Annotated in this window: 19 protein-coding genes and 1 riboswitch; of the genes, 12 read left to right on the plus strand and 7 right to left on the minus strand. The window is 57.4% G+C overall.

All coding sequences use genetic code 11. The annotated features are described in order from the left end of the window. Positions 1 to 215 precede the first annotated feature (215 nt). Positions 216 to 917 (minus strand): LrgB family protein, encoded by a 702-nt coding sequence (locus KUV52_RS01705; RefSeq protein ID WP_222524206.1) that lies wholly within the window; start codon positions 915 to 917, stop codon positions 216 to 218. Beyond that, a complete protein-coding gene (locus KUV52_RS01710) occupies positions 914 to 1,270 on the minus strand; it encodes a CidA/LrgA family protein (RefSeq protein WP_222524207.1) in 357 nt (118 codons plus the stop codon). The genes KUV52_RS01705 and KUV52_RS01710 overlap by 4 nt, the downstream gene beginning before the upstream one ends. A gap of 175 nt (positions 1,271 to 1,445) precedes the next feature. Here KUV52_RS01710 and KUV52_RS01715 point away from each other — a divergent pair, with 175 nt between their 5' ends. Then, a complete protein-coding gene (locus tag KUV52_RS01715; protein WP_222524208.1) occupies positions 1,446 to 1,931 on the plus strand; it encodes a hypothetical protein in 486 nt (161 codons plus the stop codon). 7 nt (positions 1,932 to 1,938) lie between these two features. Here KUV52_RS01715 and KUV52_RS01720 read toward each other — a convergent pair whose 3' ends face one another. Beyond that, positions 1,939 to 2,457: a DUF3087 family protein gene (locus KUV52_RS01720; protein WP_222524209.1), complete on the minus strand. Its 519-nt coding sequence runs from the start codon at positions 2,455 to 2,457 to the stop codon at positions 1,939 to 1,941. Positions 2,458 to 2,576: 119 nt separating this feature from the next. On the opposite strand from KUV52_RS01720, the gene KUV52_RS01725 reads away from it, so the two are divergent. The 3 genes from KUV52_RS01725 to KUV52_RS01735 all read left to right on the plus strand — a co-directional run bounded on the left by KUV52_RS01725 (position 2,577) and on the right by KUV52_RS01735 (position 5,571). Beyond that, complete coding sequence (locus KUV52_RS01725) at positions 2,577 to 3,365, plus strand: DUF2726 domain-containing protein (protein ID WP_222524210.1); 789 nt, start codon at positions 2,577 to 2,579, stop codon at positions 3,363 to 3,365. A 72-nt stretch (positions 3,366 to 3,437) separates the two neighbouring features. Next, positions 3,438 to 3,537: riboswitch (purine riboswitch) on the plus strand. Between the two features lie 75 nt (positions 3,538 to 3,612). After that, positions 3,613 to 4,983, plus strand: a complete 1,371-nt coding sequence (locus KUV52_RS01730) for an NCS2 family permease (protein WP_222524211.1) — start codon at positions 3,613 to 3,615, stop codon at positions 4,981 to 4,983. A 21-nt stretch (positions 4,984 to 5,004) separates the two neighbouring features. Next, on the plus strand, positions 5,005 to 5,571 hold the full coding sequence (locus tag KUV52_RS01735) for a xanthine phosphoribosyltransferase (protein WP_222524212.1): 567 nt from the start codon (positions 5,005 to 5,007) through the stop codon (positions 5,569 to 5,571). A 117-nt stretch (positions 5,572 to 5,688) separates the two neighbouring features. On the opposite strand, the gene KUV52_RS01740 is transcribed toward KUV52_RS01735, so the two are convergent. The 3 genes from KUV52_RS01740 to KUV52_RS01750 all read right to left on the minus strand — a co-directional run bounded on the left by KUV52_RS01740 (position 5,689) and on the right by KUV52_RS01750 (position 13,247). Then, complete coding sequence (locus KUV52_RS01740) at positions 5,689 to 6,066, minus strand: VOC family protein (RefSeq protein WP_222524213.1); 378 nt, start codon at positions 6,064 to 6,066, stop codon at positions 5,689 to 5,691. Positions 6,067 to 6,230: 164 nt separating this feature from the next. Beyond that, a complete protein-coding gene (locus KUV52_RS18965; protein WP_315900181.1) occupies positions 6,231 to 11,147 on the minus strand; it encodes a S8 family peptidase in 4,917 nt (1,638 codons plus the stop codon). A gap of 807 nt (positions 11,148 to 11,954) precedes the next feature. Next, positions 11,955 to 13,247, minus strand: coding sequence for a 4Fe-4S binding protein (locus KUV52_RS01750; protein WP_222524214.1), 1,293 nt, complete (start codon positions 13,245 to 13,247; stop codon positions 11,955 to 11,957). A 213-nt stretch (positions 13,248 to 13,460) separates the two neighbouring features. Between KUV52_RS01750 and KUV52_RS01755 the strand changes: the two genes are divergently transcribed. The 7 genes from KUV52_RS01755 to KUV52_RS01785 all read left to right on the plus strand — a co-directional run bounded on the left by KUV52_RS01755 (position 13,461) and on the right by KUV52_RS01785 (position 21,525). Then, the gene (locus KUV52_RS01755; protein ID WP_222524215.1) at positions 13,461 to 14,063 is read left to right on the plus strand and encodes a TetR/AcrR family transcriptional regulator; all 603 of its coding nucleotides are present in this window, start codon (positions 13,461 to 13,463) and stop codon (positions 14,061 to 14,063) included. A gap of 348 nt (positions 14,064 to 14,411) precedes the next feature. After that, the gene (locus tag KUV52_RS01760) at positions 14,412 to 17,087 is read left to right on the plus strand and encodes a TonB-dependent receptor plug domain-containing protein (RefSeq protein WP_222524216.1); all 2,676 of its coding nucleotides are present in this window, start codon (positions 14,412 to 14,414) and stop codon (positions 17,085 to 17,087) included. A gap of 215 nt (positions 17,088 to 17,302) precedes the next feature. Further along, complete coding sequence (locus tag KUV52_RS01765) at positions 17,303 to 17,743, plus strand: YidB family protein (protein ID WP_222524217.1); 441 nt, start codon at positions 17,303 to 17,305, stop codon at positions 17,741 to 17,743. A 228-nt stretch (positions 17,744 to 17,971) separates the two neighbouring features. Continuing rightward, positions 17,972 to 18,472, plus strand: coding sequence for a DUF2726 domain-containing protein (locus tag KUV52_RS01770; protein WP_222524218.1), 501 nt, complete (start codon positions 17,972 to 17,974; stop codon positions 18,470 to 18,472). A 261-nt stretch (positions 18,473 to 18,733) separates the two neighbouring features. After that, entirely contained in the window at positions 18,734 to 19,525 is a 792-nt protein-coding gene (locus KUV52_RS01775; RefSeq protein ID WP_222524219.1) for a DUF3800 domain-containing protein, read from the plus strand. Positions 19,526 to 19,637: 112 nt separating this feature from the next. Further along, positions 19,638 to 20,444 carry a hypothetical protein gene (locus KUV52_RS01780; RefSeq protein WP_222524220.1) on the plus strand — a complete coding sequence of 269 codons (807 nt, stop codon included), beginning with the start codon at positions 19,638 to 19,640 and terminating at the stop codon, positions 20,442 to 20,444. Between the two features lie 457 nt (positions 20,445 to 20,901). Beyond that, positions 20,902 to 21,525: a DUF1294 domain-containing protein gene (locus KUV52_RS01785; RefSeq protein WP_261389851.1), complete on the plus strand. Its 624-nt coding sequence runs from the start codon at positions 20,902 to 20,904 to the stop codon at positions 21,523 to 21,525. Between the two features lie 333 nt (positions 21,526 to 21,858). On the opposite strand, the gene KUV52_RS01790 is transcribed toward KUV52_RS01785, so the two are convergent. After that, positions 21,859 to 22,473 (minus strand): YitT family protein, encoded by a 615-nt coding sequence (locus tag KUV52_RS01790; RefSeq protein WP_222524222.1) that lies wholly within the window; start codon positions 22,471 to 22,473, stop codon positions 21,859 to 21,861. An 846-nt stretch (positions 22,474 to 23,319) separates the two neighbouring features. On the opposite strand from KUV52_RS01790, the gene KUV52_RS01795 reads away from it, so the two are divergent. Next, positions 23,320 to 25,026: an ammonia-forming cytochrome c nitrite reductase subunit c552 gene (locus tag KUV52_RS01795; RefSeq protein ID WP_222524223.1), complete on the plus strand. Its 1,707-nt coding sequence runs from the start codon at positions 23,320 to 23,322 to the stop codon at positions 25,024 to 25,026. Positions 25,027 to 25,154: the final 128 nt, after the last annotated feature.

The following is a 25,154-nucleotide window of genomic DNA, read 5'->3' on the forward strand; positions in this document are numbered from 1 at the left end:
GATGCAGATCACCCGGACTGTAATACATGCTCGCATGAATGGCCCTCAGTTGAGCGAGATCAAAAGGTCTCACCAATGTTGCCCGCTCGTTTCATTTCGTTCACATTTAACTCAATTCATTGTTTTTTAGAGTATTTATGGGCCATTTCGGAAATATTTGTTCTGTACCACGGAAATTACACCGAGTGCATTTCAAACAAATTGGTCAACTCGGATTAATGGCTTGACCACGCGTGGATCAATGGCATGACCAGCGATGCGGTGATCGCGGTCAGGGCCATCGCCAGCCCTGCAAAGGCCCCGGATTCCGGGTGCAGCTGGAATGCTCTTGCCGCTCCCTGACCGTGAGAGGTCGCCCCCAGCGCCAGCCCCATCACTTTGGGGTCTCGTACTCCCAGTCGGCTCAATAGGCCGCTGCCGATGATGCTGCCCAAATTACCGGTGATCACCACAAACACGATGGTCAGAGACACCACCGCTTCGATCCGCTCGCTGATCCCCATCGCAACTGGCACAGTGACCGACTTCAACGCCAGCGACTGCCCCACTTCACCAGGCATCGACAACACCCGGGCGATCTGCACCGCCGACAGATAGCTGATCAGCACCGAAGCGAGAATCGCCAGACCGATGGGCCACCACAGCCGTTTCACGTGCGCCCGTTGACGATACAGCGGCACCGCCAGAGCCACCGTCGCCGGCCCGAGCAGAAGGTGGATCACCTGTGCCCCTTCGAAGTATTGGGTGTAGGAAATATCGAGAAACCCCAGCAGGGCGATCAGCGTCAGAATGGCAAACGCCACCGGGTTCAGCAGAGGGTTCTGCCCACTGCGCTCAAACAGCCATTGGCCACAGGCAAACACCAGCAGGGTCAGCATCAGACAGAATGCGGGTTGAGCAAGAATGTAGGCCATCATCCGCGTCGCTCCTTCAAGCGCATCATGGCGGCCATCACCCCGGCGCTAACCGCCAGCGTCAGCAAGGTGGCCACCAACACCGCAATGGTGACCGGCAGCCAGGAAGCCAACAGCTGGTCTCCGTACACCATCACACCCACACCGGCGGGCACAAACAGCAGCGCCAGGTAGCCAAGCAGGCCATCGCTGGCCTGGGCCAGACTCTCGGGCACCCGCCCCAATACACAGAGCAGGCCGAACAACATCAATAAACCGATCACCGAGCCCGGTACCGGCAGGGCAAAGGCGTGACTGATCCCCTCCCCCACCAACCAGAACCCCATCAGGGCGGCCAAACCAAAAAGCCGTTCCATCTCATACGCTCACTATCTGGAGGACAACGGCGCATTAGAATGCCGCCTCGAAGAGAAAATGCTTGGGGACAACGTCAGGCTGTGAACCGGATCATGTCGCATTTGCGATGAAGCCGGTTTTCTCGGGAGAGATCAGAGGGTAGAGTGAGACAGCAATGGTTTGAGTGGAGTGATGATGGTGGAGTGGCTGATTCTGGCAATCGCGGTAGCAGTAGCAATCTGGTGTTGGCAACGAAGTAACGCTCGCCACGTTGCCCGGCCCCTGATGACGCCCGAGGAACGCCAGTGCGAACAGGACCTCCGCACCCTGATGGGGGACGGAGTCACGCTCCACAGTAAAGTGCATCTGGCCTGTCTGTTGCCTCACCGCCACTGTGCCCGCACCCGCACTCTCGACTTTCTTATCAGCCACAGCGCGACCCATCAGCCTCTGGTGGCCGTGACCCTGCAGGACAGCTCCAGATTGAAGCGCCTCTGTCGGGAAGCCAAACTGCCGCTGTTGAACGCCCGCCAGGGCATCGATACTGCGCTGCTCAGCACCCTGTTGCCCCCCAGCCAGCAAGCCAGTGTCACGCCCCACGGTCACCTGACCGATGATGAGCGTGACAGCCTGTTTGAGGCGATTCAGTCCCTTAACGAAACCCCCGCCAAACAGAGTTAAGCCAACGTCAGAAGCGATCCAGCATCGCCGCATCGAAAGGCGGCAGGGTCGCCTGATGCTGTGCCACCAACGCGGCCAGCTTCTCCTGATCGCGCGCCACAGCGGAGAGCGTCAGAGTGTTGTTGTCCAGCCGATAAACCAACTCCCGGCTGCGATGGTAGAAGTCCAGCACGCTCATGGCGTTCACGTCGCCCTGCTCTGCCGCCGCTTCCACCGCCTTGAGCTTTCGGTAGATGCGATTGTGCATCTGCTTCAACTGCCAGACGTACACCACATCCGCCATAAAGGGCTTATCCTTCAGGCCCGCCAGCAGCGCCGAGCAGAGCGCCAGTGCCAACACCACCCCCATCAGGTTCAGATGAAAGTTGCCGGTGCTCTCGCCAGGCGTCACCGCCCCCTGGCCAAACAAAGCGATCAGCAATGAGCCGAACGCCACCGACAGCACCGCCAGCGCCATCACAAACCCCAACGTAACCTGGTTCACCTGGCGACGGTAATGACTCGCCTCAATCTTGCGTAATTCCATACCACTCAACGCGTTGTGTCATGAATTGTGGCGGACAGTGTACTTCAGTAACCCCCGCTGCCCCAAAGGGGGTCTATGGTTAATCCATTGACCCCTTTGGCCCTGCTCGCAACAACGATATGACCAGCTACCTGTTGATTCTGCTGTTTCTCTGCCTGGCGCTGGGCGCTGCACTCTGGTGGCGCCAGCGGCAGTCAGCCCACCCTCAGGCGGGGCTGACCCATCAGGAGCGCACCTTTCAGGCTGCACTGCAAACCGCCCTGGATACTCTGTCGCTGCCGTTGCGCCCCTTTGCCAAGGTGAAGATCGCCGATGTGCTGGCGCCCGGCCGGGGCCGTCAGCGCCAGCACTGGCTGGCCCAGTATGCGGAGTTGAAGGAGGTCACCTTCGATTTTGTGTTGTGCGATGCCAAAAGCCTCACCATTCAGGCCGCCATCGCCCTCGACCATGGCCAGCGCGGCACCCGCACCCGGGATCAACTGATCGATACCGCCTGTCAGGCCACCGGGTTACCGCTGCTGCGCTTTCCCGCCCAGCGGCACTATCCGCAGGAACCGTTGCAAGCGGCGCTGACCGACGCCCTGCCCGCCATTAAGGCCCACGCGCAAACCCAACGGGAGCGTGCCCACGCCCCCGCATCCACTCCGGAGTCCGTGCCGATGACCAACACCTCATCCCCCCGCGCCGTCGAACACCTCAGCACCGAAGAGTTTGCCGAGCGTCTGTCGCTGCATCCCCGCGCGCTGCTGGCCATGCTGGCCCGGCTGGGGTACCTGGAGTGGGACGATAACGGCGAGCTGCAACTCACCGGCAAGGGGCGGCGCAAAGGGGCAGTGCAGTGGGACGATGAGCGCGCCAAACGCCAGTTTCAATGGTCAGTGCGGGATCGCCACCGCGCCACCGGCTGAAGGCTAAAAACCTAACCGGGCACGCATTTTTGCCATTAGCACTTGCACCTGACGCACGCATAAGTAGAATGCGCGCCCAACAATTTATTGCGCTGTATATCTCTGGAAATCGGGTCCAGAAGTCTCTACCACAAGACCGAATCTTGTGACTACAGTCCAATCTCCGCCCATCGCTACCGCGACGGGTGGCTCCAGTGATACCGCCGGTAAATTGCCCTGAAAACATTCAAACCGAAAGGCAAACACTGTGGCGATCACCTCCATTCTGAATCGAGCAGGACGCTCACCCCTGCTGGACTCCACCTTTAAGCTCTCCGAGCGCAAAACCACCGTTGGTACCGAGCTGTACGCGGGCTTCATCACCTTCCTGGCCATGAGCTACATCCTGGCGGTCAACCCGGCCATTCTGGGTGGCATTGAAGGGATGGACAGAGGCGCGGTCTTTACCGCCACCGCACTGGCTGCGGCGTTCGCCACCCTGATCATGGGCCTGTTTGGCAACTACCCGGTGATGCTGGCGCCCGGCATGAGCATGAACGGCTTCTTCAAAGGGATGCTGCTGTCCGGCTCCGTGGCCCTGATCTGGCATGAGGCCCTGTTCGGCATCTTCCTGTCCGGCATCGTCTATCTGGTGTTCTCGCTGACGCGCATCCGCAAGTACATGATTGAGTCGATTCCGGAAGACCTTAAGCTGGCGATCACCGTTTCTCTCGGTCTCTTTATCGCCTTCCTGGGTCTGAAAAACGCCGGCATCATCGTCTCCAACCCCATCATTCTGGTGAGCATGGGGGACATCAGCAATCCGCAGATCGCCATCGCCTTTATCAGCCTCTTTGTGGCACTGGGCTGCATGGTGCGGGACGTCAAACTGGCCACCTTTATCGCCTTTATGACCTCCATTGTGCTGACGCTGCTGAGCGACGCGTTCCTCGGCACTCAGTACGCCCCCCTGCCGGAGCAGTGGTTCTCCGCACCGCCGAGCCTGGCCCCCACCGCTGGCCAGATCTTCAACTTCGAATTCCTGACCGCAGACAAGCTGTTTGACCTGCTGTTTATCGTCATCATCTTCTTTATTGTCGACTTCTTCGATGGCCTCTCCACCATCGTTGGGGTGGGCCGTGACGCTGGCATCATCGACAAAAACGGCAAGGTGCCGAACGCCCGTGCGGCCCTGGTGGCGGACGCGGGTGGCACCGTTGCAGGCACCATGCTGGGCACCACCTCCATCACCGCCTTCTCTGAATCCGGCATCGCCTCCGCGCAGGGTGCGAAGACCGGCCTGGCGGCAGTGATGGTGGCGATTCTGTTCCTGCTATCCCTGTTCCTCTACCCGGTATTTTCCCTGTTCTCTACCGCTATCGTAGCCCCGGCTATGATCGTGGTGGGGATCTACATGGTGGGCCGCCTGGGCCAGATCCAGTGGGACAAGAAAGAGTCCCGCATCGCGGCATTCTTCACCATCATGTTCACCATTCTGAGCTTCTCCCCCGCCAACGGTATGGCGATGGGCTTTATCAGCTACGCGTTCGCCATGGTAGTGGCGGGCAAAGGCCGCGAAGTGCACCCCATCATCTACGCACTGTCGCTGATCTTTGTCGCCTACCTGCTGATGCTCTAACCGATTTTTGTGAGACCTGAGATGAACCCATTACAACAGCGGATTTTGCAAGAGGGCGTGGTAAAAAGCGCCGCCGCCCTTGATGCCAGCGCCTTCCTAACCAAGCAGGTGGATGTGGCGCTGCTTAACTGGTGTGCTAAGGCCATTGCCGAGCACTACCGGGATGCGGGCATCGACAAGGTGGTCACCATTGAGGCCGGTGGCATCGCCATCGGCACCCTGACCGCACTGGCCCTCGGCAAGCCGCTGGTGGTGTGCAAGAAGGCCGCCAGCATCCTCGACAGTGCCGAGCTGTACACCGAGACCGTCAAGAGTTTCACCAAGAACACCCAGTACACCCTGACCTGCGACAAGCGCCACCTGAACGCCGGTGAAAAGGTGCTGTTTGTGGACGACTTCCTGGCCCATGGCCAGGCCCTGCTGGGGATGAAGAGTGTCTGCGAACAGGCCGGTGTCGAACTGGCGGGTCTGGGCATCGTGATTGAAAAGTCCTTCCAGGAAGGCCGGGGCATCGCCGAGCAGCTTGAACTGCCGCTGCTCTCCCTGGCCCGACTCAAATCTTTGGAACAGGGAATCGAGTTCCACTGAACAGCGGTCCGCTGCGGCGGCGCCTCTGTGCCCTACAAAAAACAAAAACAAAACGACCCCCGTCAGTACGGATACTGACGGGGGTCACCCTTTTTTGGGGCCGCTACTGCGCGACGCTCAGGCCATTGAGTGCAACCCAATCATATTGCCGTCCGGATCGAGCGCCAGCACGATAAAGCCGTACTCACCGATGCTCATCTTGTCGCGCACCACCTGCCCGCCGGACGCCACCACACGGGCGGCCTCCACCGCGCAATCCTCACAGTTGAAGTAGACCAGCGTGCTGTTATTGCCCGGCTCTACGCCTTCGAAGTGACAGATCGCTCCGGCCGCACCCGGCCCGTTATCCTCCCACGGGAACGCCCACATCACCGGCCCCTCGTCGCCACCAGGATTCAGCTCAAACAGTTCCACCCCAAACACCGACTGGTAGAACGCCTTGCCCCGTTCAATGTCCGCCACGTAGATCTCAAACCACCCCACCGGATTGGCCATCACTCGCTCCTTATTGACGTTTTTTGGCCCATTCAGCATAGACGCCAGCCGGCCTCACCGAGCGCGGGGTACAGGTTCCCCAACGCAAAAGCGTGGGCACAAAACCCACGCTGCCAAGCGATAAAAGTCAAAAAAATAGCGCCCCGAAGGGCGCCATTTCAGTCTTATGCGCGGTAACGACGCCACGCCAATGGCAACAGCATCAGGAGGAACCAGCTCATGCTGCCGCTGCTGCTGCCTCCACCGTTGCCCGGCTCTTCAGCCGGCGGCTCAACCCCGTCAGAGTTCACGGTCAGCACAAACTGGGTGCTGGCAGCATCCTGCGGATTGGCCGCATCGTACACCGTCACGGAGACCAGGGAAGTCCCGTGCCAATGCTCAGTCGGTGTCAGGCTGAAGCTCATGCCGTCGATTTCGGCATTCACATTCTCCCCTTCCACCATAAGGGCCACAGCGCGGTTACCGTTGTGCACGTAGTCCACGGTCAGACCGGACAGCGTGGTGTTCTCCTCCATCACCTGATCGGCCAGGCCGAACACCGTGATGTTGCCACCCACATCCAGGGTGTGAGTACGGGTAACGGTGTTGCCACCGTCAGCCTGAGCGGTCAGGGTCACCGGCAGGCTGCTGGCTACCGCCTCCGGGGTCACCAGCGCGGCGAAGCGCATTACCGCCCGGGTGCTTTCCGGACCCTGGTAGTTGGCACACACCAGCAGGTTGCTGCCCAGCTTCTCCGGCTCATTGATGGCGTAGTCATCGTAGTGGTAGCCGTTCACCGGATACCAGAAGCCACGCACCCCTTCGTACCCCTTGAGGCCCACAGTGTGCTCACCCAGGTTGCTGTCCATCTCGGCGTAGGAGAAGAACAGCTCATACACGCCCGGAGTGAAGTCGATGACGCTGGACGCCAGGGTCATAAAGTCGAAGTGAGTGCTCTTATCCACCACCAGACCACCCCAGGGACCACCGCTGGACTCAGCGTTGTACATCCGCTTCCACTGAGTGGCCAGGTAGGCGCCACCGTTCAGTGAGGCGGCGTATACGCCGTACTCATAGGGCTGGAAGGTATCCAGGTCGATACCGGACTCATTGATGGACACCGCATTGGCACGCCAGAAAGGCGCCACCATCAGGTCACGGGCACCATCGTAGGCCAGGCTGTAGCCGGGCAGGTGCAACAGCGCGTGAGCGTCGAAGCGCATCAGGCCGTCGCCTTCGATGGTGATAATGTTGGTGGTGTCCTTGGGCTGGACGCCGTACAGCGGGATATGCGGGAAGTACTTGTCCGCTCCAACAAAGTCCGGGATCTCAAACAGCTGGTCCCATTCGTTGCTGAAGGCCGGCAACTGACCCACACCGATGCCGGGCAGATCCACAAACTGCGGATAGTTGCTGAACGGCAGACGACACATGGGGTCATCCAGATTGGTGCTGTACTCGTAGGTGCGCGGCGCGTCCTTGGAGGAGACCTGAGTGCCTTCCAGCACCACACGGTTGCCGTCAACGCTCAACAGCGGTGTGGCAAACTCGTTGCCTCGCAGGCTCTCCTCAATCAGGGTCAGGCCGGTGGGCAGTTCCACGCTGAGCGTGATGTTGCGCTCGCTGCCAAACAGGTTGGCCTGCTGCACCACTTCAAACTCCACCACATCGCCCACCCGGGCACCGTCGTGGCTGGCACTGAACTGAACGTCCTGCTCAGCGCGCTGCAGACGAACCGGCAGCATGCCGATGTCTCCGGGGTTCAGGCTGTCAGTGCCCAACTCCACCACTGCGTGAAGGGTCTCACCTTCGCTGACGCCCTCAACAGCCCAATTCAATTGCAGCTGCTGGGCGCTGACGCCGTCACTGTCAGTGGCGCTGACGCTGAGGCGGTCGGTCACCTGGTCGCCAATCACCACGACGTTGGTGACGATACGGTGTGCCTCATCGTAAGGGTCCCACCAACCGAGGCCGTACTTCACATTGGAGACCATGTACCAGTACTCACCCGGCTCGGGATTGTTGATGGCACAGTAGTCAGCCAGACGCCAGTCGGAGATGCAGATCGCTTCTTCGCCCCAATTGATCAGGCCATCGCCATTCACATCGCGGCCGAGGTCAATCCGGCTGCCAAAGCGCGCCCAATCGTCCTCTTCGGCGATCTCCACCACCAGACGCTTGGTGCCGGTCGGCACGGTGAACATGCGGTAACCGATCTGGCTTTCCGCACTGGGCAGGGCATCCACGATGTCCCAGGGCCACAGCGTGTTCATCTGCAGAGCGTACTCTTTGGTTTCTCCCGCAACCATGCCGTAGACGTTGGCGTCGATGGCGCTGGAAGGCGGCAGAATCACACTTGGAGTCAGCAGGTTTCCTTCATCACGGCCCACATCCGCCTGAACAAGAACCGGCAGAGCTGCGCGGTCATAAGCGGCGATCACCGGCAGAGTCTGTACCGGCTTGGCGGAATCAGACGGCGCCAGCATCAGCTTGCCGTAGAAGGTGGCACCGGCAGAGTTGCCCGGACCAAGAGGCGAGTCGGTCTGGTAGTCCACATCCGGCAGAGTTGCGGTAACCATCACGCGCTGGGTTTCACCCGCTTCCAGAGAGAACTGAGTCGGCGTGACCTCCAGCTTCATCAGTGAAGCACCGAAGTAATCCACCTCCTCGGCAGTCACACTCCAGTTGCCGCTTTCGGTGGCGGTAAAGGTACGGTACCAGGTGCAGGTTCCCTTACAGTCCCGGTCTACCAGATAGGGGGTATTGAGGGTGCGGACGTCGCCCCCGCTCAGCGGGTTGGCGGACTGGTAGTTGGCGATGGTTTCATCCTGAACCAGGGTGGCGTTCACCGCCTGATCCACGTTGATCACCCCGGCACCGGCATCGTCAAAGCTGACCGGACCGGTATTGCCGTAGTCGTCCACCTCGACCGCGACCTTGGTGGTTGTGGTGGCCAGTGCAGATTGGATCTGCGCCGGCGTCCAGTCCGGATGAGCGGCTTTGATCAGCGCCAGAGCACCCGCCACATGGGGCGACGCCATGGAGGTACCGCTGATCATCGCCCAGTTCATGCCAAAGCCTTCCAGGGTGAGGAGGCGGTCATTGGCGTAGGCGGCAAACACGTCCACCCCCGGAGCCGCGACGCTCGGCGCCAGCACATTGGGGTTGGTGGTGCTGGGCCCACGGGAGGAGAACAGCGCCAGTTGGTCGGCCGGACGCTCAGTGGCAAACAGGGAGCCATCAGTCAGCGTGGCGCGGTGACCGGTGCCGGTGGCCAGCCAATTGAGGATTTGTCCCCCGTCATAGTTGCCGATGTGGGCAGAAGGCAGGGAGTAGAAATCGTCCACCTTCTGATAGCGTGAATCGCCGTAATCCCAGTCCGGCTGGGTGTTATACAGGATCATCCCGCCCGCGCCGCCCGCTTTGACGTTGTCGGACTTGGCGATTCGGGGCTGGTCGCTGCGGCCACACACCACGATAGGGGCTTCCGCCAGAGGCGTGCCATCGGGAAGAACGGCAAAGGTGCCCGCCGCAAACTCGCTGTCACAGTTGCCATCACCGTAATCGGCGGCGGACACCACAGGACCGGTGTAAGGACCAGTGAGGCTCTTGGCACTCATGCCCCAACTGGCAGGGTTGCTTTCGCCCCCTTCAAAATTCTCAATGCGCTTCTCGCCCGAATCCACCACCCGACCATGAGTCGTGGCGGCAACGGAGGTCAGCCAGGGAGAAACGTGGTCCATCCAGCCATATCCGGCGTTACCGGCAGAGGTGGCCACGGAGATCCCCGCTTCGCGGGCGGCCAGGAAGGCCAGCTCAGTGGGGGACGCCCAGGGCAGACGCTCAGCGCCACCCACGGAGTAGTTGATCACATCCACACCGTCGCGAATCGCATCCTCGACGGCCATCAGGGTCACCTCTTCCGGACAACCGGAATAGGGTGCCGCGCCACCGCCGGCCCAGCACACCTGATAGGAGATGATGTTGGCGTGAGGGGCAACACCGGACACCCGGGGGAACACCAGATCGGTATCCCGGCCGGTGATCTCCTCGCCATAACCCGCTTCTGACATCTGGTAGGGCACGTCAAACAGCACGTTACCTGCCGCCGTGGATGCGGTGTGGGAGCCGTGGCCGTTGTAGTCTTCACCGTTGGCCGGACGGACCATCTCCCAAGGCGCCAGTGGGTGTTCGCCCCGGAAAGCCGGATCCCCATAGGTGTCGGTGATCATGGGATAGGAACGCACCCCAATCAGCTTGTCGTTACACAGATTGGCAAAGGCCTCCTGCTCACAATCCCCGACGTAGTTGCCGGTGCCGAAGGGGTTTTCAATCACTACGCCATCATCCCCCTTCGCAGCAAACGAGGGGTGGGCGGTGTTGATGCCGGTGTCCAGGATACCGACGATAATGCCCTTACCGGTGAAGCTGCTGCCGGAGGTGGCGTTACCGTTCCAGATCTGGTCCGCACCGATGTGCTGCGGGCCCACATCGGTGTGCAGTTCGAGGATGGTGGAGCGGGTCACCGCGCGGACGCCCGGCAGCTTGGCCACTCGCGCCGCCTGCTGCTGAGTCAGGCTCATACTCATGCCGTTGAAGGCGAACTGGAACGACTGCTTGATCGGCTGGTGAGTCCGAAGGGCGCCGGTGATGGCGCTGTGCACATCGGCCTGACGGCTGCTCAGGTACTGCAGGTAGCTGCGGCTGTCGCCACTGTGAACATTCAGCTTGCTGCTCTGGCCAAAGACGGAGGGAGCACTGCCCGGCGCCGTCGCATTCAGGCCGGGAATGCCGCCGTGGTAGGTCGCCAACGGCTGCTCATCAAGCTGGATGATGTAGGTGTGTTCACCGGTCAGCCCATCTTCGTGAACGAAGGGGACCTTGGCGTTATTGCCGATATGCTGGTTCGGGCCACTGGTCAGCCCCGGACGGTTCTGCAAGCGCTGCTGATGAGACTGAATCTCGGCGTACTGTTCAGCAGTGAGGTCGAAGGGATCCACCGTGATACCACCGGAGGTATGAGGGGCAGCTTGCCCCGAGGCCAACACACCAGCGGCATAGAGTGCCGCCGAGGTGGCGATGGTCAGATGCTTTAGTTTCAACTTTATTCCCTTAGCTGCACTAAGACAGCTCCCTGGTCGTAGTCGTATCGTTGCTCCCTTCAGCAAGGCCAAACCGGGGCAACGCTAATTGGCGGTTCTACCGCTCTGAGTCCATTCTGTTGCACGCCAGTTAATTTTATCCAATGCATTATTTGATCGCTTTTCATATTTAACATGCATATTGCACAATTGCACTTTTTGACATTCTGAACTTTTTTCAATCAAAACATGCAGATAGATATTTCATGACAGAAATATGACAATTCACCATCCTCATCAAAAAATAAAAATGCACCAAAGGCATATATTTACAAGCAAGGTCAAGGCGATAAAGAGATAAAGCCGCTCCCGAATTCCCAAAAATGAAACCCCTGACAAAAATGAGCACTTTCCATTTATTATCATGAACTTATGGCCGCATCACCACGGTGGACAGCAGTCACTATCGACTCTTAATCGAAACAAATGACCATCAGTGACTAAAACAAACCGACAGAACAAAACCCCAGATTTTTAGAATGACTCTGCCCAGCTATTTTCTGGTGGCGCTCATTCGCCATCACCTTAAAAGCGAGGAAAAATGGAGGATTGTCGGATTAAAGCACCCGTTTTTGCACTGTCATCCAGCGCAAAACCAATATATGCACAAAAGGTATGAATTTGCGTGATTTTCAAAGTCGCTGACAAATCAAAAACACATTCAGCCGGGCGTTATAAGGGGAAGGTTTCGTAGCGTGCGCTTCAGTTCAGGGCCACAACGAAAAGAGAAAACGCCTTCAGAGGAAGGCGTTTTGGGCGGAAGGGAAATTAAAAGAGGGGCAGATTCTCCAACCGCTGCCACAGCATCATCCGCATCATGGGCGAGGTGTCACTGCCCCACAGCCCGGCGGCATAGAAGAACAACGGCATCACAAACAGGAAGCCGATGATCACCAGTACCATCGCCCGGGGTGACAAGGGCCAGCGACGCCCCGGGGCACTCAGGGTCACCGCCCCTTTGACCGGACAAGCCGCCACACAGCGCTGACAGGCATGACACTCATCGCTGTGTACTGTGCCCACCACCTCCACATGAATTCGGGAGGGGCATGCGCGGTGGCACTTGTCACAGTTCATCCCTTTGGCCTCCCGCAGACAGCGTGCGGTATCCCGGCGGATCTTATAGGGGCTCAGGGCACCGACCATCGCCATCAGCGCCCCATAGGGACAGAGATACCGGCATACGCCGTTGCGGCGTACCAGCGCCAATAGTACGACCACAGCCAGCCCCATCAGCATCCCGGCCGAGGGCTGGGTAAACAGCGCCCACATCTTCAGATCCGCCGCCTGGTGGTAGGGCCCCTGAAGATAGCGCGCTACCATCATTGCTGGCATGCCCGCCAGCAACAGGTTCACCAACCAGGCCAGGATGCCGTACTTCACCAGGCGCAGGGCCCAGTCCAGTACCAGAGTGACGATACTGACGCTGCGATTAAGCCAGTTCGGCATCGCCGCCAGTCGCTCGCGCCAATTGAGCGGCAGCAGCCGACGGCGCAGTTGATAGCCCTGTTCTCCCATCCAGCCGATGGGGCATGCCCAGCCACAAAAGGCGCGCTTGACCGTCAGGCTCAGGCCGATGGCTGCCAAAAGCATCACCAGCCCCGCCGGATGGTGGGCATCCCACAGCCCCAACTCCAACAGCCCTTTTAGCTGGATCAGGCCGGCAATGGGCAGGAAGGCGTCCACCACATCGGGCCGCGCCACGCTGGGTATGCCGCTGTCCAGTTGCCAGACATGCAGGGCATACTGAGCCCCTGCCGCCGCCATGGCCCCCACCAGCAACCATTGGGTGATGTCGCGCCATCGGCTCCAATCCCTCGGACGATGCTCACTGCCCTGCAGCCAGACAAAGGGGCGACGCTGTGGAAACGCCACGGCCAACCCCAGCAACAGGGCAACCGCCGCCAGACCAAGCCAGAGCAGCGGGGTCAGCGCCAACCCCCAGGCCAGTAGCGCCAACGCGGCGGTCAGCCCCACTCCGAAACGACGCGGGCCGCTGAGCAGCGCCCAGCACCCCAGTCCCAATGCCAGCGCCATCGCCAGCCATTCAGTTACGCTCATGGTGATCCCTCATAACCCACCCTTGGGTGTCGATGGGCCAAAGGGTAAGAAATGCGGCCAGCGCAAACCGAGAAACAAAACCCAGGATCTGTCCCATTCCCGCCACCGGCTGCCGCTTTTGTGATCCTTCAGACAGTTTGCCGCTCCAGTGGGAACCTCCCTGCCCTTTTCCACCCTAAGCGGTTGTCTTTACATCGGTGTTTCCCGCTTTCCATGACCAGCCAAAACCGCATTCTGAACGCCTTTATGACGCTGCTGGGTCAGCGCGAATATCGGCACATCACCATTCAGGAGTTGATCGACGAAGCGGGCGTCAGCCGCAGCACCTTCTATCGCCATTTCAGTGCCAAGCTCAACATTCTGACCCACCTGCACCAACGCCGATTTGCGTCGCTTCTGAGCGAACTGAACAGCCCGGAGGATTGGCAACACAGTAAGGCGCCCCCCTCACTGGTGGCGATGTTTGCCCGCTTTGAGGGTCAGCGTTCGATGCATCGCTCTCTTGGCGACACCCTGGGAGCTGACGGAGAGCCCGCCCTGAAGCAGATTGAGCAGGCGTTAATCCGTCACCTGAGCGAACGGTTGGATGTGGCGTTTCCCGATGTTCAGTGGCAGGTGCCACAGCGTGCCGTGGCGCTCTCCATCGCAGGCCTCTATCAAACCCATCTGAGCCACTGGCGTCAGGGCCAGCTCACCGGCAGTGCGGAGGAGATAGCCGGGCTTGTTCATCGTCACAGCCGCGTTCTGGTTCAGGATGCTGTTGCGCTTTCGCGCCCCCAGCCAGACAACCCGTTTACCTTTCCCCTCAACCGATAACATTCCCCCATCCGCTCCCTGCCAGCGACCGCCAGTTGTTGCAACTCTGTGCGACCCGGATTTCTTTGACGTCATTACCAAAATCAATCAAAAATTATTCCTGAACCGAATGTTAACGACCAACAGCCGCCAAGAGCCCATTTTTACGGCCAAGCCCCTCTCAAATCCCATTTGAAAAACTTTACTTTTACGTTTTTGCTACTTTTTTAAATCTTTTAAAACAGTGGCTTAGTTGACACAACCTTGCTTTACATGAAGTATCGGCATGTAAGCGACTTGTGTTGCTTCTGGGATAAAAATAATCACAAGTGGCCGCCGGTTCGGGGCGGACGTTAGGGAGTTAATGTAATGGCAATGGAATCATCGGTATCCAAAGCAGTACGCCAAGGGTTACTCGCCACCACTTTGGGCTCATTGGCCTGGATGAGTGCTGGCACTGCAGTGGCTGAAGAAGCCCCGGCAGTAAAAGACGATGTAGAACGTATTGAGGTAACCGGTTCACGCATCTCGCGTACCGACGTCGAATCCGCTGCGCCGGTGGAGATCCTCGATCGCAACTTTATTGAAAAATCCGGTGTTTCCAACATCGCTGACCTGCTGAAGCAGGTGCCTGCCAACCAGTCCACTCAGGACGTACGTCAAACCAACGGCTTTGCCGGTGCCGCCTCCGGTGTGGACCTGAACGGCCTTGGTGTGGGCAGCACCCTGACCCTGCTGAACGGCCGCCGTATGGCGCCGCACGGCCGTCCGACCATGACCGGCACCGCCGAGATGTTCGTTAACATCGACACCATTCCGCTGGCTGCGGTTGAGCGCGTTGAGATCCTGCGTGACGGTGCGTCCGCGATCTACGGCTCCGACGCCATCGCCGGGGTAGTGAACATCATCCTGCGTAAAGATTACGAGGGCGTGGAGCTGAGCACTCGCTACGGCACCACTACCGATGGCTCCAACATGGACGAGATCGAGAACAGCGTCTTCGCCGGTGTTGCCAACGACAAAACCAGCCTGACCATGATGGTGTCCCAATATAAGCGGGACGGCATTCTGGGTTCCGATCTGGGCCTGAGCGCCAACAACGGTTACTTCGACTTCTCCAGCTCCGCCACTCCGGCGGGCACCGTCTGGGTACCGGGTGGCGATTACAAGGCCACCTCCGACCGTTGCTCCGAGAACAACGGCAAAGGCACCTGCAGCTATGACTACATGCCGGTGAACAGCGTACTGCCTGAGATTGAGCGCTGGGGCCTGATGGCCAACCTGACTCACGAGCTGAACGCCGACCACATCTTCAAGGTGGAAACTCTGCTGTCCAACTCCGAGAGCAGCTACCAATCCGCCCCGGCCCCCTGGTTTGCCGATAACGATGGCGTTGTCATCGACAAAAACAACCCCATCTACGACCAGATCGCTTCCGGCGACGGCGTGTGGGATAACGGCGCCGACTACGACGGCAGTGAACTGACCTTCCGCCGCCGTTTTGAAGAAGTGGGCCCGCGTACCACCCACGAAGAGAGCAACAGCTACCGCGTACTGGTGGGCCTGGACGGCTACCTGTTCGATGACTGGAGCTACTCCACTGGCATCGTGTTCAACAAGTCCTACACCCTGAACCGCTCCGGCAACATGGTGTCCGCCTCTCGCGCCACCGAAGCCCTGAACGAAGGCGTGGACCTCAACGGCGACGGCGTCAAAGAGTGGCTGAACCCGCTGGACGTGATCTCCGACGAGATGGCCGACTACCTGCGCGCCAGCACCTTCCAGGAATCCACCTACACCACCTGGAGTGCTGACTTCACCATCTCCAACAGCGAACTGTTTGAGCTGTGGGCCGGTTACGTGGGCATGGCGGCTGGTCTGGAGTACCGCGAAGAGAAACTGCAGGACATCTCCAGTGACAACCTGAAGTCCGGTGACCTGGTAGGTACCGGTGGCTCCGACGCGGCCGGCGAACGTGACCAATTCTCCGCCTACGTGGAATTCGCCATCCCGCTGATGGACAACGACTTCGGTTACTGGGACATGCAGGTGGCCGGTCGCTTTGAGGACTACTCCGACTTCGGCACCAAGACCACCCCGAAAGTGGCCATGAGCTACACCCCGACTCCGGGTCTGATGCTGCGTGCGTCCTACTCCGAAGGCTTCCGTGCCCCCAACCTGTATGAGTTGGACGGTGCCAGCACCGGCTTCACCCGTGTCACCGACCCGCAGCGTTGTAACCCGGACGACGACAGCTACCCGAACACCCCGAAAGACTGTGGTGGCGTGCAGACCCGTCTGGTGAGCGGCGGTAACCCGGACCTGGATCCGGAAACCTCCACCTCCTACAACGCCGGTATCGTGCTGGACTTTGACAGCATCGGTTGGGTGGACAACCTGAGCCTGACGCTGGACTACTTCAACATCGAGCATAAGGATCGTATCGAGAAGTTGAGCGCCACCGAGATCCTGCGTCTGGAAGAAGCGGGCAAGCTGCCGGAAGGCACCGCGGTTATCCGTGGCCCGGCTGAAGGCGCGTTCCCCGGTGAGATTCTGGAGATCCACACCTTCTCCACCAACCTGGGTTCCCGCAGCGTTACCGGCTACAACATGGGCCTGAACTACATCATCGGCCTCGGCGCGCTTGGTGAGCTGTCGCTCAACAACAGCACCTACTACCTCGACAGCTATGAGGTGGAAGGCGAAGAGTGGGCAGGCACCTGGCAGCAGCCGCGTCTGCGCAACACCGCTCAGTTGGGCTGGGATTACGGTGACTGGGCTTCCTCCATGAGCATCGTCTACCGTGGCCGTTACGACGACTACTACGGTCAGTACTTCGGCTTCCAGGATGAGGTGCCTTCCATGACCACCTTTAACCTGCGGGTCAACTACGTTGGCTTCAACAACCTGACCCTGACCCTGGGCGCAGACAACCTGTTCGACAAGGACCGTCCCATCGACGGCTCCAACGACACCGGCGGCATCTCCGACCTGGATAACCCGTACGGTCGCTTCGTGTACGGTCAGGCCAAGCTGGCGTTCTGATTTTCCTAACCTCCGTCAAAGGGCACTTCGGTGCCCTTTTTTTGTTTCCTCTCCTACAGCGGAACGCAACCCACACCAACTGTGCCAGTAAGCTGCACAGTCAGCCGTGGGCTGAAAGCCCACGCTACGCCTCCATCAAAGCCCACCCCCAAAGAGAGCGCTAAATCGACAGACTCAGCTAGGCTTGAAGGCGGTCCGACGTTAGGAGACTCCCTATGGACATGGCACAACTGCTTAAACTGGGTGCCCAACTGTTTTCAGAAAGCGGCACCAACGCGGGCCATCTGGCCCAGGATGACATCATCGGCGCCCTCGCCAGCCTGCTGGGCGGTAATGCTGACGGCAGCGGCATCGACCTTGGCAGCATACTGGAAAGCCTGAACGGCGCTGGCCTGATGGAACTGGCGCAAAGCTGGCTCGGTGACGGCGCCAACGCCCCCATCTCAGGCGAGCAACTCACCCAGGTGTTTGGCCAGCAGAAGATCGACGGCTTTGCCCGCCAACTGGGGCTGCAGCAGGCGGACGCCGAAGCCGGACTGACCCAGGCGATCCCCGCCATTCTGGACAGCGCCAGCAGCGGTGGCAGCCTGCTGGAACTGGCCGGTGGCCCCCAGGGCATTATGGGGATGATCAGCAAGCTGTTTGGAAAGTCCTGAATCGCCCCCTCTATGCTCAGGTGGATGCACTAAAAACGAGACGCCTTCTTATCCGATACCCGATAAAAAGGCGTTTTTTCTTAGGCTTTCCAAGCCCCATTCGAACGCCCCTTGCCACCCCGCCCACACTTCACTCAGAAGCCAAAAAAGAACCGAATTCAACCGTTTAAGGGAAATCTTGAACCGGATAGAGTGGATGCCCTAATGAGATAATAACGGGACCTGCCCATGGAATGGCTGATTCTGTTTGGGCTGCTGCTGGTGCTGCTATCCGGGCTGAATGCCTACCTGAACCGCCCTGCCCCCTCCCGCTATATCAAACGGGGTCCACTGCTGACTCCGGCGGAGCGATCCTTCTACGGCGTACTGCAAACCGCCATTACCCAGTTCAACGCCAGCCAGAGCGATAGTCACTACCAACTTTTTGCCAAAGTGCGTATCGCCGATGTGGTTAAACCCGACCATAAACAGGGCAGCAAAGACTGGATCCGCGCCTTTCGAAAAGTCAGCCAGAAGCACTTTGATTTTGTCCTCTGCGACAGCCGCACCACCGAAATCACCCTGGCCATCGAATTGGATGACAACAGCCATCAACGCAGCAAAACCCAAAAGCGCGATGCACTGGTGGAATCCGTTTGTGAAATAGCGGAACTGCCATTAAAGCGGCTTTCGGCAAAGCGGAGTTATCAGGTTGGGGAAATTATTGGGGAGTTGTTTGGGGATAGGTAAACCCAAATAGGATAAGTAATGGCTGGAATGGCGCCAGGAGCGGTCACTCACGAGTGATGGCGCACTTTCACCGGGTGGATACTCTGTTTCACCAAGAGAACGACCGATGCAGAACCTAATCACTTGATTGAACAAAGAACACTTGCTAGCTTGGGCGAACTTTCGCCGGTGTTATTGCAAATTCTCACTTTCACCCTGTTATTCGGAATTCGCACTAATACCCAGTTAAGTGCCAAGTAGGCCCAACAATTCGGAGGTTGAATGCAGAATGGAAAGTTGATTTGGCATGTAGCCTGCGATGAGTCGGGCGTCGACGGCCAAGCGTACTATGGGTTCGGTTCCCTTTGGATGAAATACCAACGAAGGGGAGATTTTGCTCGATTAATAAGAGAGCTAAGAGAACAGCACAATTATGACAGTGAGATAAAATGGAAAAAAGCACATAAGAAACATTATGCCAATTTCTATGAAGACTTAATTGATATGTTCTTCAAGCACCAGTGGCTAGCTTTTCACTGTATTGTCGTTCGCAAGGGTGTAGTTGATAAGAAATATCATGGCGGTGATTATGATTTAGCCATGAGGAAGCATTTTACTAAGTTGATACAGACAAAAATCAACGCAATTAATAGAGCTCATCCCAGTCGTGACTGTGAGTTCAGGATTGAAGTCGATCCATTGCCCTCGAGATACAAAAAGGCTGATGAAGCCTTTCACAAGATTGCAAATAGCATGCTCAAAAACGAGTTCAATGGTAATGTCCCTATCAGAGCTGTTGTAACCAAGGATTCGAAAGAATCTGAGCAAATCCAAATCGCTGATTTTCTACTTGGCTCAGTGATGAGTGCATTCCAGGGGAAAGCGAGCTCGCCTGCGAAACTTAAAGTAGCATCCAATGTTGCTAGTCACCTTGGCTGGGAATCTTTACGACATGACACAAGGCCAAACGAGCGGAAGTTTAATATTTGGTATTTTCATGACCCAACGAAGGGGCCAAGAGAAATTCAAACTAAAGATGTGCGGCTGAAGTATCCGCTTCCAGAGCGTACTTAACAAACCGCTGCAGGCGGATCGAAATCGTTCGGTTGGCCATTGCTCGTGCCTCGCTGATTTTAGCCAACCAAACTGCTTCCGCTTAGCGGAGCGTTAAGTTCAAAAGAGAGATATGAGTAGTAATCTAGAAAAAGGACTGATAGAAGTAGGATACTTCTTATCAAGGATGGGAACAGACAGCCCGCCAGCCTCATTGAAAGCAGCTTCATGGAAAGAAGCATATTCAAAGTTCTATAACACATTTGGTATTGGAAAGACTGAAGAAGAGTTCAAAAACAGCCTTAAGAATTTGAGAGATCACTTTGATAGCCACTTAGAGAATAACCGAATAGGCTGGAAGGATGACGATGGTAACCCTCAGCAATTATCCTCTTCAAATCAACACGTTTTTGATGAACTCCAAAAACTAAATGACAGTGATCTATGGGTCAAAATCAAACCTTATGTTGTAACCTCTCTCAATACAAAGCTCTCGAAGATAAAGAGCAAAGAAGTCACTGCAAAGAAAGCAAAGTTCTTCTCTTCAGAGTTCAATGGTAAGAAAAAGCTAACGGCTAGAAAAGTTGTTGAGGCTACAGTCAATCACGGACTTGTCGTAGATGAGCTCAAAGAATATGTTGAAAGCACTGTAAAAAATAGCTTCACATACAACACACAAAAAATAGACTTAGCACTCGAAACAGCAGGTGAACTTCAAAGGATCTACGAGGTAAAAACAGCAACTGATACTCAATCTATTTACACTGCTGTAGGCCAGCTATGTATGCATTCTGCTGGCTCAGAGGGTATTGAGAAGTGGATGGTTTTACCTGGCCCAATAGAAAATACAGAGCTACTTGAGTGCTTAGACACACTTGATATTTCTGTCCTCTGGTACCAGATAGACGAAGGTTCGTGCAATTTTGAACTTAACAAGTAAATCCAGGTGACGCCTACGGCACACCTGCTTTAGGAGTTATCGCAGAGCTTCTGAACGGCTGGAATGGGGCGATACTAGCCTTACACATCAAAATATCCCACCCGCTCTTTCGCCGACTTCGAGGGCTGCACGCAGCGCAAACCGCAGAGAGGCAAAGGGGAGTCGAGAGGGGCAACGCCCCTCTGGTTGCTGCCGCCAACGCGGCGCCCATCTCTCCACCCCACTAAACCCTCATGCCGCAGGCATCCACAACTCTACAAATTCCCCTCTCCACATCCCTACGAAGACACCCCCAATCCCCCTATCCACTCCTCAATCACCAATAAGCCTCTTCACCGCTTTATTACTTCGCTCTGGCGGTTAAAGATACAGAGATTGAGGCGAGCGCCTTGAGGTCATACATCGGGCTTTGTATAACGCTTATAGGGCTTCCGTTAGGCAAGGGATTGTGTCGACGATGCGTATAAAAGGGAAAGTCACCTTCTGGGATGATGACAAGGGGTATGGGTTTATCGAACCCTGCAGTGGCGGCGATAGGGTGTTTCTGCACATCACCGCATTGAACCAAAGGCTTGGTCGGCCCGAGTTGGGCCAACTGGTGACTTATACCCCTGCAACAGACAAAGAGGGGCGCCACCGTGCAAGCGAGGTCACCCTCCCGGGTGAGCGGTTGGTCAAAAGGGAGAGGAACCAACCACAGCTCTTTTCCATTGTGCTGTCACTGCTGTTTCTGGGCGGCGTGGTCGCGGCTGTCCTCTACAGCCATCTCCATCCGGTCTTTCTTGTGCTCTATCTAGTCGCCAGCGTGATCACTTTCTTTGCCTACGCTGAGGACAAATACGCCGCCAAAAATGACCGCTGGAGAGTATCGGAAAACACGCTCCATATGTTTTCCCTGCTTGGCGGCTGGCCAGGTGCCCTGCTGGCCCAGCAATTCCTAAGACACAAGACTCAGAAGCCCCTCTTCCGCTTCAATTTCTGGACAACGGTTCTGCTTAACGGGCTGGCCTTTGCCTGGTTATTTACGCCACCCGGCGTTCGTACCACTCAGCAGGTAATCGGACTGTTCTGGGGCGGCTAGGTAGCTCAGTCCGTGCGCCACAGGCAGCACGCTACGGCAAGATCAGCATCCTGAACCGGAGAGGCGGAGTTTCGCGTAGCGTGGGCCTTTGGCCCACGGGAAGCTGTGGCAAATTCAGCCCTCCGAGGACGAGTAACCCACCCGTTCTTTCGCCGACTTCGAGGGCTTGCGCGCAGCGCAAACCGCAGGGAGGCAAAAGGGAGTCCAGGGGGGCAACGCCCCTTTGGTTGCTGCCGCCAATGCGGCGCCCATCTCTCCATCCAACCAACCCACCAAAGCAAAAACGCCACCCTTACGGTGGCGTTTTTCATTTACTCTGCGCTTTACGCGTCATCAGGATGACGCCATCCCCGGCTGTGCTACATAGCGCCCCGGACGGTGGTTAAAGCCCAGCACCAGGTTCATCAGCACAATACAGAGGGTGGAGGCCAGCAGGGTTTCCACAGAGAACAGCAGCGCGGTGGCCAGCAGAATCATCAGGTCCAGCCCCATCTGCAGGTAACCGGCCCGCCAGCCAAAGCGTTCCTGGCAGTAGAGGGCCAGCACATTAAATCCGCCAGCACTGGAGTGATGACGAAACAGCACCAGCAAACCCACGCCACACAGTACACCACCAATGGCGCCCGCCATCAGCGGCGTCAGCCCCTGAATCACAATGGTGTGTTGCAGCAGGTCGGTCAGCCAGGACACCAGTCCAACCGTAACCAGGCTTTTAATGGTGAAGCCCCGGCTCATACGAAACCAGGACATCAGGTAGAAGGGGGCGCTGATGGCAAAGAACAGCGCACCGAAGCCCCAGCCGGAGAGTTGGCTGACCAGCAGCGCCAATCCCGCAACGCCGCCCACCAGCACTCCGGCCTGCTTCAGCAGGACGATGGCAAAGGAGAGGGTCAGAATGCCGATGGCGAGGGCAAACAGGTCTTCATGTAGGGCGTGATTGGGTTTCACGTTGGGGGCCTCTTATCACTGCGGGCGAATTTTGGCGCCGATCCTAGTGATCCCGGGCAGGATCACAACCCAGCAACAACGCAGCTTATGCTGAATCGGCAACCGGATCCCATCCGATGGTGCCGTTGGGTACCGGCGGTTCGGAAGGTGCGCCGTATAAAGGGGCCATTAGCAGGGGATTCGGTTGAATTGCTTCTGATCAGGGCAGCAACCCCGATGCAGCGATAACCAAACGGGATGGCGGCACAGCGCGTCCTGCTGCCTGTCTCACGCGCTCGGCGCACCCGGCACTCTCCACTTCCTTATTCCTTGCTTATTTAGAGGGCCTTCTTACTCTCCCTCCTTATCCTGCTTTTGCTTTGTTTATTTACTCTCATTTTCTTCGCATCGGTATCGATTGGATTACCCGGAAATAAAATCAGCATTCATTAAATTAGATTAAATTCATATTTGGCGTGGCCCGAAACTCTCATTTATTGAAAAGAAAAAAGCCATCAGAGCCGGTGGTTCAAAACGGGTTTACCTGATGCCTTTACATCGGAAAAACAGTGATTAAATCGCCTTTGCACACCCACTTTCTGAGGTGTTGTCCCTGCCGCCCAACCAGATCATTCCACTGCATCTTTCTGAATATGAGTCGATAAATCTTCCTCGAATCAGGTTTGTCTGTGCGATCTCACTGGGTATACCTCTTTCGATATACCTCTAAAGAGGTATTTGATATTACACGGCTCACACTTTTATTTATTTGCCGTTATCGGCGTTGCCGTTTAATAAATCCCGGTGATTAAATCGTTAACGCAATGGGCCTATTGCTAACAACACAAGAGTTTGCAGAGGGATATGATGAAACTGAATAAATTGCTGGTAGCCGTTGCGGTTTCAGCAGCACTTGCTGGCTGTAATGACGACGACACCATCCAGGTCGAATGTGGCGAAGGTTCCGTACTGAATCCAAACACCAATGTGTGTGAAGTCATTCCGGTTGAGCCGCCGCCGGCGGTAGAGTGTGGCGAAGGCACTGTACTCAACCCGGAAACCAACAGCTGCGAAATCCCCCCTTCTGAAGGGCCCATTGATTTCTACAACAGCGCCAACTGGGCGGAAACCTTCCCTGAGCAGCACACCTCCTGGGCAGAAACCGAACAGAATACTCCGGAAGCCGGCCCGACCGACCTGCTGGAAGAGAACCCGAACCTGGTGGTTGCCTGGGCGGGCTACGGCTTTGCCAAGGACTACAACCGCGCCCGTGGTCACCACTTTGCCCTGACCGACGTGATCTCCACCCTGCGTACCGGCAGCCCGATGCTGGTGGATGGCGTGGTGGTTGGCGAAGCGATGCCCGCCAGCTGCTGGGGCTGTAAGACCCCGGATATCGCCCGCATGTATGACGAAGTGGGCGAAGCCAACTTCTCCAACAACTCCTGGTCCACCTGGGGCCATGAGATGGCCAACACCATCGGTTGTGCCGACTGTCACGAGCTGGGTGAAGACCAGATCCGTCTGTCCCGCCCCTACACCGACCGCGCCATGACCGCCATCGGCCGCACCTTCGAAGCTCAGGATGCCGGTGAGAAGGCCAACCAGGTGTGTGCTCAGTGCCACGTGGAATACTACTTCGATGGCACCGACTCCAAGAAAGTGAAGTACCCCTGGGATTACTGGGTGCCCGGTGTGAACACCGACTACGCCTCCGTAGTGAGCTACGAGGGCACCGACGGTCTGTATGAAGGTTTTGCCGCTGAAGCCCAGCTGGCTTACTTCGACTACAAAGGCTACAAGGATTGGACCAACGCCATCTCCGGTACGCCGAACCTGAAGACTCAGCACCCTGAGTATGAAAACCTGGTTGACCGTACCAGCCACGTGATGTCCAGCCACCTCGACTTCACCTGTGCCACCTGTCACATGCCGAAAGCGGAAAATGAAAGTGGCATGGAGTACTCCCGTCACAACGTCCGCTTCGACGCCAACAACCTGCCGAGCAGCTGTCTGGGTTGTCACAGCGCCGAGTCCTTTGAGCCGATGATGAAAGGCCGCAAGGATGAGATCAAAGCGCTGCGCTTCGGTGAGAACGGCACTGACGCTCGCCTGACTGAGCTGCACTTCACTGCGCAAGCCATCTGGTCTGCCAACGGTGTTGAAGGTCTGGCGGAAGGTAAGAGCATCGGCGAAGCCAAAGCCAACTACGAAGGCGCCCTGAAAGCGGGCACCGAGCTGGCCGGCGAGATGAACAGCCTGCTGACCAAGATCCGTAACGCTCAGTGGTTCTGGGACAGCGCGACTGCCTCTCACGGTATCCACGCTCACAACAAGGCTGAAGCGGTACGTCTGCTGACCAAGTCCAACGAAATCATCGATGCGGCGCTGGCTGAAGCAGCGGTTCTGGTGGCGAAGTACGCGCCGGATTATGTCTTCGATATCACTACCGTAGACACCAAAGCGAAAGCCCAGCCTCTGGCCGGTCTGGACCTGGAGAAGATGCAAGGCGACAAGGACCAGTTCATCTCCGAGCGGGTTGAGAAAGAGTGGCCGCACGAACTTAAGAAGTAAGGCGATAACTGGCGACACTCGTGCCGGAGTTCATCCGCTCCGGCTGTCATCATCCCATTTGACGTCGCCAGCGTCGCCGGGGCTCATCATCCCCCGGTCGACAAACGCTTAATTCTTAAGTGCCCTGA

The sequence above is a fragment of the Ferrimonas balearica genome, from assembly GCF_019802055.1.
GTDB classification, from domain to species: domain Bacteria; phylum Pseudomonadota; class Gammaproteobacteria; order Enterobacterales; family Shewanellaceae; genus Ferrimonas; species Ferrimonas balearica_A.